The sequence below is a fragment of the Dysgonomonas sp. HDW5A genome, assembly GCF_011299555.1.
Lineage (GTDB): Bacteria > Bacteroidota > Bacteroidia > Bacteroidales > Dysgonomonadaceae > Dysgonomonas_A.
Genome location: NZ_CP049857.1, coordinates 1,701,755 through 1,716,271, shown reverse-complemented (window position 1 = coordinate 1,716,271; position 14,517 = coordinate 1,701,755). Strand labels below are relative to the sequence as shown.

General features: G+C 29.8%; 12 protein-coding genes. 2 read left to right on the top strand and 10 right to left on the bottom strand.

What is annotated here, in order from left to right; all coding sequences use genetic code 11:
• Positions 1-685 precede the first annotated feature (685 nt).
• A complete protein-coding gene (locus G7050_RS07105) occupies positions 686-2,002 on the top strand; it encodes a YihY/virulence factor BrkB family protein (RefSeq protein ID WP_166113227.1) in 1,317 nt (438 codons plus the stop codon).
• Positions 2,003-2,713, top strand: coding sequence for a type 1 glutamine amidotransferase (locus G7050_RS07100; protein ID WP_221412827.1), 711 nt, complete (start codon positions 2,003-2,005; stop codon positions 2,711-2,713).
• 58 nt (positions 2,714-2,771) lie between these two features.
• On the opposite strand, the gene G7050_RS07095 is transcribed toward G7050_RS07100, so the two are convergent.
• The 10 genes from G7050_RS07095 to wecB form a co-directional block, all read right to left on the bottom strand.
• Entirely contained in the window at positions 2,772-3,632 is an 861-nt protein-coding gene (locus tag G7050_RS07095) for an NAD(P)-dependent oxidoreductase (RefSeq protein WP_166113224.1), read from the bottom strand.
• Positions 3,633-3,721: 89 nt separating this feature from the next.
• Complete coding sequence (locus tag G7050_RS07090; protein WP_166113221.1) at positions 3,722-4,780, bottom strand: acyltransferase family protein; 1,059 nt, start codon at positions 4,778-4,780, stop codon at positions 3,722-3,724.
• A 207-nt stretch (positions 4,781-4,987) separates the two neighbouring features.
• Complete coding sequence (locus G7050_RS07085; protein WP_166113218.1) at positions 4,988-5,752, bottom strand: glycosyltransferase family 2 protein; 765 nt, start codon at positions 5,750-5,752, stop codon at positions 4,988-4,990.
• Between the two features lie 6 nt (positions 5,753-5,758).
• Positions 5,759-6,928: a glycosyltransferase family 4 protein gene (locus tag G7050_RS07080; RefSeq protein WP_166113215.1), complete on the bottom strand. Its 1,170-nt coding sequence runs from the start codon at positions 6,926-6,928 to the stop codon at positions 5,759-5,761.
• A 26-nt stretch (positions 6,929-6,954) separates the two neighbouring features.
• The gene (locus G7050_RS07075; protein WP_166113212.1) at positions 6,955-8,055 is read right to left on the bottom strand and encodes a glycosyltransferase; all 1,101 of its coding nucleotides are present in this window, start codon (positions 8,053-8,055) and stop codon (positions 6,955-6,957) included.
• Positions 8,052-9,485, bottom strand: a complete 1,434-nt coding sequence (gene wzx, locus G7050_RS07070) for an O-unit flippase-like protein (RefSeq protein ID WP_166113209.1) — start codon at positions 9,483-9,485, stop codon at positions 8,052-8,054. Before wzx ends, G7050_RS07075 begins: the two co-directional genes overlap by 4 nt.
• The gene (locus tag G7050_RS07065; RefSeq protein WP_166113206.1) at positions 9,467-10,972 is read right to left on the bottom strand and encodes a hypothetical protein; all 1,506 of its coding nucleotides are present in this window, start codon (positions 10,970-10,972) and stop codon (positions 9,467-9,469) included. Before G7050_RS07065 ends, wzx begins: the two co-directional genes overlap by 19 nt.
• Positions 10,973-10,980: 8 nt before the next feature.
• Complete coding sequence (locus G7050_RS07060; RefSeq protein ID WP_166113203.1) at positions 10,981-12,033, bottom strand: glycosyltransferase family 4 protein; 1,053 nt, start codon at positions 12,031-12,033, stop codon at positions 10,981-10,983.
• A gap of 35 nt (positions 12,034-12,068) precedes the next feature.
• Entirely contained in the window at positions 12,069-13,178 is a 1,110-nt protein-coding gene (locus G7050_RS07055; protein WP_166113200.1) for a glycosyltransferase family 4 protein, read from the bottom strand.
• Between the two features lie 23 nt (positions 13,179-13,201).
• Positions 13,202-14,332 carry a non-hydrolyzing UDP-N-acetylglucosamine 2-epimerase gene (wecB, locus tag G7050_RS07050; RefSeq protein ID WP_166113197.1) on the bottom strand — a complete coding sequence of 377 codons (1,131 nt, stop codon included), beginning with the start codon at positions 14,330-14,332 and terminating at the stop codon, positions 13,202-13,204.
• Positions 14,333-14,517: the final 185 nt, after the last annotated feature.

Genomic DNA, 14,517 nt, shown 5'->3' with positions numbered 1-14,517 from the left:
TCTCAAACGATATTTATCAAAACAGCTCATTATGTTTTCAACAGTAAATTAGTGAGATTTTAATGATTTTATATTATCATAAAGGAGAAAAATAAGATTAAAATAAATAATTCGTCTAATATTAAGTTCACAGAACTATTACTAAAAGAAATAGAAGAAAAGGTCTCAAAATTACTTTCAGGAATTTCGGTGTTGTATAAAGAGAATATTAAGCCAATCATCTATAAAATAAGCCAATAGATTATGCACGGCCGAGTGTCAAAGAACAATTTACCTTCAACGGATGTTTTTGATAAGTATATTAATAAGGCAACATACCAAACAGAATTTCAGTTATTAATAGGTTTATCTATCTATTGAGAATACTAACTGTTGATGCAAAGAATAAAAAAGAACAGTATAAAAGTGTTACTTTTGTAACTTTTGTAACCTTTTTCATGTTTACGTATTGATTTACAAAAGTTTAATAAAAACAACAAAAGTAACACTAGCCATACTAAACTGTCACCTTTGTGCACTTTACTGAGTATTTTGGGTAACTAATGTCACCTTATTGTATAACCAAGTAATATCAGATATTTATTGCCATATTCTAGAGGTATAACTACTTTTGCTTTTTACTAACCCGAGTATCGAAAAGGTTAAAAAAACTTGGGATGAATTGCTTAAATTTGAAAGAAAAAAAATGATTGATAAAGTAACAAAATTTATACAACGACTACTCCATTTTCTATCTATCGGAATCTGGAGGATAGATACTAACGGATTGGGAAGACTCCGGGCTATATCCTACAATAGTATCAAATCGTTTGTTCTGACCTATCGAAATCTAAACTGGTCACTGGTTAATACTCGGGCTTCGGCACTCACATATAGCACCCTTTTATCGATTGTTCCGCTACTTGCGGTATTATTTGCCATCGCAAGAGGCTTTGGATTTCAGAATATCCTTCAAAGCCAATTGTTCGGTTATTTTCAGGGACAGGAACAGGCTCTTTCGACAGCGATGCGATTTATCGATAAATCACTTGAATATGCTCAAGGTGGAGTTTTTCTGGGTGTAGGTCTTGTGCTGTTACTCTACACTGCTTTAAATCTGGTTTCGAATATTGAAGACAACTTTAATTCTACCTGGGGAATCAAAAATGGCAGATCGTACTATCGTCAATTTACCGATTATACCGGGCTGCTTCTTGTTGCACCTGTACTTTTAGTTTGTAATGCCGGTTTTTCTATCATATTAAATTCATCGCTGGAGACTCACATCATTGGAGTATTTATCAATCCTTTCATCAAGGTATTGCCGTTTATCCTGACTATACTTCTGTTCACTTTTGTGTATGCTTACATTCCTAATACTAAGGTAAAAATTAGCAGTGCAATTTTTGCCGGTATCATTGCCGGTGTGGCTTTTCAGATTTTCCAACAAATATACATCAGCGGACAGTTATGGATATCTAAATACAATACCATCTACGGTAGTTTCGCTGCACTTCCTTTGTTGTTATTATGGCTGCAAATATCATGGCTGATTGTTTTAATAGGTGTAAAGCTATCTTTTTCTCATCAGAATATTGCTAAATTTAATTTCGAGAAAGAAACCAAAGATATTACCCGTAGATATAAGGACTTTATCATATTACTGATTTCAACGCTTATAGTAAAGCGTTTCGAGGAAGGCGAGAAGCCTTATACGGCAAATGAGATATCCGAAAAGTATAAAATACCAACCCGTCTTACCAGCGATATTATTTACCTATTACTTGATCTGAATATTATCGTTGAAACACCATCGGAGAAAGACATGGTGCCTGCATATATACCTGCTCTTGACATTAACAAAATATCGGTAAGTTATCTATTCCATAAGGTTGACAGTTTTGGTTCGGAAGATTTCAATATAGATATTACAGACGAGTTTACGGACGAATGGAATGTTATCAATGATATCAGGAATACTATTCATGAAAAAGAAAAGAATACGCTGATAAAAGATCTGTAAATGAAATCAAACAGCCTGAGAATCCATTGTCTGATCCATGTCTGCTTCGAAGGAATCGGACATATTCAATTATGGGCCAATAAGCATAAACATCACTTAAGCTATACACACCTTTTCGAGGAAGCAAATTTTCCGAATCAGGATGAGTTTGATATGCTGATTATAATGGGAGGCCCCATGAATATCTACGAAGAAGGTATTTATTCTTGGTTAGTGACAGAGAAGAGATTCATTAAGGAAACAATAGAATCGAATAAAGCGGTAATTGGTTTTTGTTTAGGTTCTCAACTTATAGCCGATGTATTGGGTGGAAAAGTCACAACAAATAATTATAAAGAGATAGGCTGGTTGCCCATTCGATGGACTGATGCCGCTAAAGAAATTCCAATTTTAGAGAAAGATGCTCTTGCCCCTTTGGTATTTCACTGGCATGGAGATACATTCAGCATTCCTCCGGATAGCATCAGACTAGCTTCTAGTACAGGGTGTCTTAATCAGTCATTCTTATATAATGAAAAAGTATTAGGCTTACAGTTTCACTTAGAAGTTACTTCCGACTCTTTAGAGAAGATGCTTATAAATGGAGCCGAAGAGTTAACTGAGGGCAAGTATATACAATCAGCACAGCATATAAAAGATTGTAGCAGTGATTTCATTCCGCAATGCAATCATTTACTTGAAGAGATTCTTGATTGGTTAAGTTCTAAATAAAGAGAGCAGAGAGCCGATTTCAACGACTCTCTGCTCTCTTTATAAGGGAATATATATCTTATTCAAAATATTTCGATTTTACCGTCTTTATTACAGCCATAAGGTCATTGTCACCCAAGTTTGCTTCCATAGCGTCTTGATAGATATTCTTCATCGCATTGGAGGTTTCGGTATTTAACCCTTCTGCCTTTGCCAAACGTATATCTTTATCCATATGTTTAAGCGGAAAAGCCGCCGGGTAGTTATCTTGTATAATGGAAGGTGTTTTCATCTTTGACATAGGGCTACCACAAGCACTTTCATTGACAATAAACATCATTGTTTCTTTATCAATACCATTCTTCTCTGCAAAAAGGACAGTTTCGGCTAATCCCTCAATAACAACAGACATATAATAGTTAATCGCTAATTTAGCTTTGGCTCCCTGCCCTACTTCTCCCAAATATAAGGATAGTTTACCTAGTTTCTCGAAATAAGTTGTAGCGAATTCATAGTCGGGTTCTCTACCGGCCGCTAATATTATAAGCGTTCCGTCTATAGCAGGCTTTACACTTCCTGAGACGGGAGCTTCCAAATAATAACCTCCTTTTGATTCTATTTCTGCTGCTAATCGCTTCGTTAGTTCTGAAGAAATGGTGCTCATATTGATAAAGAGCTTCTCCGAAACAGAATCTTTCAATAAATCAGCATATACTGAGGATACAGCCGAATCATCCGATAACATTGTGAAAATAACATTCGAATTATCCCGAACATCATCTAAAGATACGTAAGGTTTAGCTCCGGCATCGGTCAGTGGTTTCAATTTTTCAACTGAACGATTATACACTGCTATATCAAATCCTGCTTTTAGCAGATTTGAAGCCATTGGGGTTCCCATGTGTCCCAATCCTATCCAAGAGATTTTAGGTTTTGCCATGATAAAGTCCATTTATATACGTATGGTTATTGTTTTAATATTTATAAATTGATATATTCTAATATCCGAATTCCATCAGTAATGGCACTTTAGAACTTATAGCCTTTACCTATTATGAAAGGAAAATATTTATTTATAATATAAATTGGGATTACTAAAACAAATAAAACAACAAAAGATATTAAGATCCCTTCCGATGTAGTAAAGCTATTAAAATCAGGCATTTTAGTACGAAGTATTAGAGAAAAGTATAACTTTCGAACCAATAAAATGCAAATACCATGTAAAGCAAATGCTACTAGACTATTTGATCCCAAATATAAAAATAACTTATATTTAGTATTAGAAAAAATCATACACAATAATATTATACCTAAAGAGCCAACAATACCATTAATATAAAATACTATGATATTATTTCCATATATTAAATAATTCATATCTACTTCTCCATTTATTTGACATAACAAATAACCTACAATTATGAAACTTGCAGATAATAAAGTGGCTAAAGTACGATTAGTAATTATTTTTTTTAATCCTATCTTATTAAAAAAATATCCAAAAGTATAAAACGGTAAAGCCATAATTGCTGTATCAATACTAAACAATATATTTAGATTAAGCAACTTGATCATTAAGATAATAAGTATAGCGATAAAATTTATTAGAATTAATATCCAATATTTTTTTGACAAATTTAAACTTATATGAAAAAATAATTTGCAAAAGAACAATCCAACCAAAAACCACAAAGGTTCATTAACTGTCTTTGAGAATAAAGTATCTCTTCCCTCAGCAAAAAACATACCTAACAATGGTAATACAATTGCTTTATAGAATGTAAAGTTCGTACTAGAATGTAATATATACTCATTTAAAAACCACCAAATAAATGATATTAGATAAAATATAGAATAAGGAATTAATAAAGTCCTTGTATTTTTCTTTAATACATCTCTAAACGAAGTTTTCTTCTCAAAATAACCCGATAAAATGAAAAACAAAGGCATATGAAAGGAAAATATCCAGTTGTGTATCATGGATTCATTTAACCTTATATGGCCTAGTATTACAAAAAAAAGCCCTATTGCCTTAGCGTAATCTGGCCATAATAAACGCGACTTTCCCAATAAAGTATTTTGCATCTAACCCTTATATATACGTTAATATTTTCATTCAATTATAACTAGTTACTGAATAAGGTTGAATGATATCAATTAATACAGTTTCATAAATAATAATCTTTTGACTATAAAATATGTAGGATCCCAAATAGTTATACATCCTTTATTAATGAAACCCTCTATAAACCAGATCTGTGGGTGTTATAATAGCATTCATGCCAAATATCTCTATGAAATTTTAGATCTAAATCTTTTCTTGAAGTACGAGAAAGTATATAGAAATAAGTAATAACCTGATTTTAATCTTGAAAACTCTTGACTATCCCGGTAAACTCTCCAAATATATTGATATAGAAGAATTTTGTTTGATGAAATTGAATTCTCTCTTATTCGATATGAAACCAATGTTTCTAACAGCCCATGACCAAAATCTGTCTTCTTTAAAATAGTTAATAATAATATCCAATCCTGCCTCTTCCTTTGAGGATTCATATAAATCTTCCCTAATAACTTAACATCATATATAGCTGTAGAGAATCCCACATAGTCAACTTTCAACATTTGTTTATAATATACTTTATCAGGAGCATATACCTTTCTTAAGAACTGACCCTTCTCATCAATTTCTTCATAATTGGTATAGGTTAATGCTGTATCCTTATCCAGCATAAATTGTATTTGCTTCTCTAATTTTTCCGGATACCATAAATCATCACTATCACAAAAAGCGATAAAACGACCTTGCGCATTTTCTATAGAATGATTTCTTGCAACCCCTGCTCCTGCATTTTTGTCCAATTTAAAAAGTTTTATTCTACTATCTAAATTGACAAAAGACTCTAAAATAGCACATGTATCATCAGTTGAACAATCATCCGTAATTAATAACTCCCAATTTGAATACGTTTGAGCAAGAATACCAGAAATTGTTTTCTCTACAAATTTTGCTGAATTATGAGTTGGTGTTATTATAGACACTAAATATTTATCCATATAAAATTAATCTGAAATTTTAGTAATTTTCTCTATCAAACTATTCCATTGATCAACAATTGACTCTTCATCAAAAGGGAAACTGTGAGCTATTCTATACGAGGATAGAGACATCTTCTCCAACAAACTCCTATCGTTATTTAGATTGATAATTGAATTGCATAAAAAAGAGACTATGCTATCGGATATCTTTTCTGAATATATTGTCTCTTTTCGACTATTCCAGACTGTAGGATTGGGAATATTATTCTGATCGAAAAACCAATAATGCGGCTCTGTCAAAAACCCATTTTTCCCATGCACTATTAGCTCTGGAATCGAATACAACTTTGTAGCAAGAACAGGCAGTCCTGCTTTCATCGCTTCCAATATAGTAAGCCCAAAGCTGTCCTCACTTGTTGGTTGAAGCAATATATGAGACTCTGCGTACATTCTCTCCATCTGCTGATAATCAAATTTAAAATCATATAATTTTATTCCTTCAATTCTATTTATCCTATCCTTAAGTTGCTGATCTATTTCATCAATAGATGTAATCATAGTCAAAGAAATATCCGTGTAACCTAAACTATAGAGCTTTACAAATGCATCTATGACCTCTAATCCACCCTTAGATGTAAAGCGCATTCCTTGAGCAATATATAAGAGTTTTAACTGGGGAGTTTGACTTTTCAACTTTATATCTTCAACTGAAATTTGCGAATTAGAGGGTACATAAGGATATATTATTCTCTTTTCAATATTGGAAGGAATAGAGTGGCATACAGACTCAAAGGTATTAGCACATGCTTTAGACATAAAAACTAAAGCTTTCAAATTTACATCATTTATACATTTAGAGACTTTTCTCTTACCTAATAGTGTTTTACTCCTATTTATAGAATAGTGAAAAAGAGCTGTTGGGTTTTCCACATATATAAAATAAGACTTATCAGTATTTAAAAAACGATTATAACTGCCATATAGATCACATGTCTCATTCTTTTTTGTTACAACTTGAATAATACCCAAGAAATCACAAATCGAGAATCTTATCATTTTTGCTAATAGCTTAGAAACATTAGAGCCTGTTTCATACACTTGATTAGTCGAATAAGTAAAACTCGCATTTATTTTTTTATTTGAAAATAGATGTTTAAAAAAACCTCTAACTTTTGTTGCAAAAAATATAGTCATAAGAATATCAGAAATAATAAAATATTTTATTTTTCCATTAAATTATAAAAGAGAGCTACTTCCTTTTCTGTTGTATCTTTAATAAAGTAGGTGGTGTTCTTTTCATAAGGAAGATCTTTTTCTAAATTATTTAGAATGACCTTCAGATCAATCCCTTTTTCTTCATTGTCAATTAGTTCAACGTTCTTAAAAGATGCGAAAACCTCATGACAAACAGGGATATCAGAAGTAATAAGAGGAATTCCAAATGTTGCCATTTCACACATCATCAATCCCTGAGCATCTGTCCGAGTAGGCATTAAAGCACACCTTGACTCATTTAAAAGATTAATAATTTGTGTATGATTTAAATTTGTTTCTAATCTTATGATATTATCAGCCTTTTTATGATAATTAAAAAATTCGCCCTTTCCGACTATAAGGAACTTAAATTGAGGGTTATCATATGCTAACTGATTAACAATATCTATAGCATATTTAGAACCATCTAAACCTTCTCGAATTGTTATAAAATCATATTTTATATCTTTTACAGGATTATAATTATTTTGCGCAAATAGATTACCAACCGAATTATAAGTTATACTATATTTTCCTTCAATAATATCAGGAGAAATCTTAGTCCATTTAAGAAACTCATTATGCATCCAGTTACTGACAAAAAGATGGTAAGATTTATTTTTTAATTTAGGCAAATAAAGTCTCCATGTCCTAAGTTTAAATTTATCATAAAGTTCTTGAGATATTCTTTTTATTAGTGACGATTTTTTCACAAAAGCATAAGGCTTTGAATAAACCTTATTAATATTTAAAACCTCATGTCCATGGTAAACAAAGACTATATGAGAAAAACAATTCTCATATTTCTTTAGAAAAAAATAATGATTCCTTATATTTGGAGCATGACAGACTAAGATATCAAAATTCTCAATTTTCAGTTTATTTTCAATCGATTTTAATGAAAATACAGGAATATCATCGAGAAAGTAATCCTCTTTACTTGAGAAATTTAGTACCGAAACATCTATACCTTGACTTCTATAATATAAATTTCGTACATGAACATATGTTAATGATGTTTTGCCTCCAGGGATACTGTATCCAGGAACAGATACTAATATTTTCATTGAATTATTTTTTTATTTAAATTTAAATATCTAGTTATTTCAGAATAGCCTAAATTTATTAACCTCAATAAATTTATATTATTTTCTTTCAATACAAAGTATGGCCATTTCCAATTGTTGTAGAATAATTGAACTATTAAAGGTGAGATAATCAAAGCCCAAATACCAAGATGTGTTTGGGTGACTAATATAATTGATAACACAATTGAAAAAATAGCACTTGCGACATAGGCACCTGTGTAAGGTAATCTATTAGATGTTGAAATATAGGAAGCAAATAGCGAATGATTAGCTTCTAAAAAAGTATAAATGGCTACTATAACGAACATTTTAACATAAAAAGTTGTTTGAGATTTTATCAAAACGAAGATAGACTTCCCACAAATAGCAACTAAAAAAACTGATATTATAAAAAATAAAATAAAAATGACCCAAGCCATAGAAAATATTTTTATGCTTTTTTCTTTATCCTTTTTAAAAATTGCTTCCGTAATCGCCGGTTGTACTGTTGTATAATATATTAGAGAAACATATGATATTACTGTTATTATTTGAACAGATAATGCATAGGAAGCAGTCTCAACTAACCCTAAGTATGCCGAACATATTAATGTATTTGATTGATTGAAAATATATCTAGATATGGTAACCAAACCATCTCTCCATGCATTATGGGACATAGTTTTAAAAGTTTCAAAAATCTCACTCTTTTTTATTGTTAGAGATGATTCTTTTAGTTTTTTACCAATATCTATTTTATAACGGAAAAAATAGTAAAGGATACATCGATAAACTATCCCACTAAAAAAATATGAAATGGACATAGCTAGTATCCCAAATCCGAAATAGAGGAATACGAAAGCAACACAAATTTGAGATAATTTAGAAAAAACAGCAGCCTTACTCAAGATGACAAACTTTCCTATTCCTTTAAATATTGATGTATAATAAGAAAAGAATAAGTTAATAAAACACGCTAAAGAAAAAATAATCCATGCCACCAATATCTGCATGGAATATATATCTACAGAAACATATTGAATATAAGGTGTGCCTACAGTTAACAAAAGGAATAAAGCTATTGTAGCAATTATTATATACATATACTTGGATGTATAAATAATTTTACACAAAAACTTAAAATCAACACCTTTTTTTATATCAGTATCTTGTATCCCTTCCCTCTCTATATTCGTTGCCCCTGAATACACATAAGTAATTGTTCTTGATATTTGTGGTGTAAAACCTAAATCTAGTAAAATAATGAGTGAACTAATTGCCATAAAGACATACCATAAGCCCATCTCCTTCTCTGGTAGAAAATGAAGAACCAGTGGTAATAAAAAAATATTAATACCAAAGGAAAGACCATATCCCAGGTAATTCCATATTACATCACTCTTAGTTATGTTTATACTATTTTTTTGCATCTTTTATCTTCTGGTTTTGCATCTAAAAAATAAAAACCTAATACTAAACAAGGAATACCAAATATCCCTAAAGAAAAAGAATATCCCCAGAAAAGAATAAACCAAAATACTCCAATCACAATCCATGGATTATTTTTCGCATTAGATAAACCTCTATAAAAAATAATTATCATGCATACTAATCCACAAATACCTGCTTTCATAAGAAATACGATAAAAGATTCATGCAAAATAATAAAAGAATTATTGGAATATTGGTCTTCAGTAAAAGCACCCTCATCATACCAACCAAAACTCTGGCGATGATCTTTTATACTTCCGCCAAACCCTTTTCCAAAAACCATAAAATAAGGCTTTTCTTTAAATTCATCTATTGTGTTCAACAATTCTTCTATTCTTATTTTCGGTGAGTTAGGTAAAATATCATACCAAGAATCATCTAGAATTGAAGCGAGTAAAACAACTTGTGTTAACTTATTGCCTATCAAATCTTTCTCGGATCTCTTCTCATCAACAAAAATAGAAATAAAAGGCAGAATGAGAATTAATAAACCTGCTATAACAAAAAGAATTATACGTTGTTTCTTTTGATATAGAATTAGAAATAAAACAAAAAAAATATAAATAATCATCAACCAAGACTTTCCACTCAACGCATTTGAAAAAGTAAATTGTATAGACAATGCAGTTATAGACAATAATATTAATACTACTCTATATTTTTTATACCTTTCATAAAATAAAAAAATTAAAATAGAAGGTGCAAAAAATAAAGACAATGGCATTAATATTATTCTTTCAGTATCGTAAAAACCTCTTAATCCTGAACAAGCACTAAATACAGAAGATAGAATAAGAGAAAACAATAAGGTAAATAATGTACTTTCTAATTCTAATGGAAATTTTTCATCTAATAGACAATAATAAATAAAATATATTGTAAATACACTAAAACCACCCATTCCAAATAAATCACGTACATAATATTTAAGAAAATCGATACTTAATATATTATTTTCATTTAATAGTAACCCTATTGCTCCAATAAGAAGCCCTCCAATTAATATTAAAGAAAAATATTTAAATAGAAAATATAAATTTGGATAAACAGACTTTAAATCTTTAATTTGCTTTAATTGTTTTTTATTAAATACTAATATCAAGATAGGTAAATAAAGAGTAAGATTAAAAAGATGTCCTTTAAAAAAAGGTAGTGATGAAACAGAAAACACCTCACTTTTAAGATCTCCTGTAACAAAATATGGAACATCAAAACTAGAAACTAAAAAAATAATAGAGTAGATTAAATACTTCTTTATGTCACTTCTTAAAACGTAATAAAAAAGTATAATAAATTGAATTAACCCAATTATTGAAATTAAAAATGAGCTTTGTACTAATAAAATATTAACACAAAATAAAATTATTGATACAACAAATATTTTCGCGTTAAATAATTTATTTATTTTCAGTTGACTTACATCCATTAAACTCATTATAATAAAATACTTATCAATTCTTTTCTTATTTTTTCTTCTGAATGAAAAACAAGAAAAGATTTATATTCTTTCTCTGAAAATGATATCTTCCTATAGTACAGTAATTTTTCAAAAAGCTCCCTAATTGAACCAAATTCAATACAATTTTCGGGATAATTGTTTGAAAAAAAGTCTACAATAGGAATTTTATTCCCAAATACACGCTTTTTAGAATTAAATGCCTCCAAAATAGAGCCTGAATAACGACATTTATAATAAGATGGATACAAAACAATCAAACCACTCGATTGATTATAATATTGATCATACTCTTCTCGCGACAGAAACCCTTTTATAACCTTTATATTCTTAGAATCAAAAACATTAATTTGTGATCTCAATATAAGTTTGATATTATGCTCTTCCAATATTTTAGTCTGTTCCTCATATTGAATTATATCATTAATTATCTTTTGATCATTTGAATAGCCTAAACCTATATAGATAGTCTCTGACTCTTTTTGTTGTGACCTATCATTTTCTTTCTCTACTAAGCATTTATCAATAATAGGATGAGTTAAAACAAATACCTTTGATGGGTCTACTTTTATTTCGTTCACTAGATAGTCTTTTATATAGCCAGCAAATACAATATGATTAACTTTATTCATATACATTGAAAAAATCTTTCTCTTCATTGGATTCTGCAAATGATCTGTATTATTATGATGAAATAAAGAAATGTTTTTATTGAAAAAGAGAAATCTACAAAAGAAAAAACCAACCGTATCAAATGTAAAAAAAATAACTTTATCAAACTTATTTTGAAATAAAGCTATCCAAGCAATAAAGACATTTATTAAATAAAGAAATATATTCCATACATTATTATTTGAATAAGAAACAAACCTGGAATTTTTTATCGTAACATTTTCAAAATTCACATCCTTATAAAACTTATTATTATTTAAAAGAATAAGATTATAATCTTTAGACATAATGGATACTAGTTTTTTGTTTAAACCTCTATGCCCAAGAGGATATATTGCATCAAAAATAACGATTTCCATACCTACGCTCCAATTACTATTTAGAATAATATTTTTCAAGTTATACTGTTGACAACAGATTCTACAATCTTTTTAAGATCAATACGATCATACAACAATTTTGAATCTCTTGAAAAGTTTTCATATTTTTCATCTATATATAATATTGAATCTCTAATGTATTCTGGAGCTAAATTTTCAACACAAATCCCTGCTCGACTTTCCAAAAATGCATATTTTAATGCAGGAACCTCATTTGCTATCATAGGAATAGAAAAACGGGAATATTCATAAATTTTATTGGGTGCACAATATAAAGCATTAATAACCGTCCCTATATTATTCGGTTGTGGTATATAAGATAAAATACCTATATAAGCTAACTTTGTAATACATAGATGCAGCGGTGATGGAATAAAAGGAACAAACACAACATTATCTTTAACGTATTTTTCTCTCAATGCCTTATTGTATTTGTTTATAGGCCCCATTAAGAAAAGAACATAATCTTTTGGAAGTAGATCCATTGCCAAAATAAAATCATCAAGTTTGCGCTCTGGTTGAAATGCTCCTTGATATAATATTATTTTCCTATTTTGGTATTTAGAAATAATATTCAGAACATCTTCAGGGAGATTCTCTTTGATTATATTATTAGTATATAGTTTATTTGGCAAAACAACAGGTATTTCTTTTAATTGAAATAAATACTTAGTTATTTGTGCACGATTATATTCGCAACAAATTACTTTTTTTGCATATTTTAGTTTCTTTTTATAAGAAAAAAAAGGAGCTAATAATCTGTACCCAATACTTAGCTTTACATCCCTAAACTCCAATAGATGTGCAACAAATTTATGAGAGTCCAACAACGAGGAGAATAAAATAAGAGTTTCATAATTTACTATCCACAATGTAGAATTTTCATCATATTCGCTTTTTATAATTTTTTTCACATTATACCTAAAAGATAATTGTTGCTTTAATCTTACTAAAGCATTTCCGTTATATATTGGCTGTATATAAGACTTTATCTCCAGATCATCTAGTTCTTTCTTTGTCACATCGCTACTACAGGCTCCGATATAAACTACCTTATATTTTAACTCAGACAATATATAACACAATGACATTATCGGAGGATATATAGTAATATCCTCTTTCATTACAATAATTATTTTTTGCAAGCTCATAATAATATTTCAACAATTCTTTGACTTGCTCTTCCATCTCCATAAGGATTATGAGCGTGGGACATCTCTAGATAAAGTGATTCATCTTTTAGTAATGAGTTTACATTCTTTACAATTGATTGGGCATCTGTCCCAACTAGTCTAACCGTTCCAGCTTCTACAGCTTCAGGTCGCTCTGTTGTATTTCTCATTACTAATACCGGTTTTCCAAGCGATGGAGCCTCTTCTTGTACACCTCCACTATCTGTTAAAATTAAATATGAGTGCTGCATCATATATATAAAAGGTAAATAATCTAGTGGAGAGATAAGAGTTATATTATCAATACCAGAAAGCAACTCAAAAACAGGACCTTGAACATTGGGATTTAAATGCACAGGGTAGACTATATCAATATCTGGATTTGAAATAGCTATTTCCTTTAAGGATTTACAGATATTAAGGAAACCATCACCGAAATTTTCTCGTCTATGCCCTGTTACTAATATATATCTTTTACCTTCAATAATAGTATAGCCTTTGGTATTAATCTCATTTACAATTTTGTTTTGCAAAGTCGAATTATTTCTTATAATATCGACTGCCATTAAAAGAGCATCAATAACAGTATTACCTGTAACGAAAATTTTGGTATCTTCTATTTTTTCTTGGAGCAAATTCTTCTTTGATGTTTCAGTTGGAGCAAAACAAAAATCACACAGTCTGTCTGTCAGCTGGCGATTCATTTCCTCTGGCCATGGAGAATAAAGATTATATGTTCTTAACCCTGCTTCAACATGTCCTATTTTTACTTGTTGATAGAATCCTGCAATTGCAGCAGCCATAGATGTTGTTGTATCTCCGTGCACTAAAATCATATCAGGAGAGCACTTCTTTATAACGTCTCTCATCCCTAGAAGGACTTTAGAGGTAATATCATAAAGATCTTGATTAGGAGCCATAATATTAAGATCATAATCAGGTTTAATATCAAATACTTCAAGAACTTGATCTAGCATCTGCCTATGTTGACCTGTTACACATACTATTGTCTCTATTTGATCACAATATTTCTGAAATTCTTTAACTAAAGGCACCATCTTTATAGCCTCTGGCCTTGTTCCAAATACAATAAGAACTTTTTTCATCTTTATATCTTATTTATAATATTGTTATATATTTCTTTCAAATTTCTCTGATAATAACTATACATATTAAATTAGTGAAAATTATTAGACCCAATTATATTATCTTCTAAGTGTTTTCTATAATTAGAATTTAAAAAATAAATTTCCAAAGTCTTAATCCTATACCAATTTATCAAAATACAGGA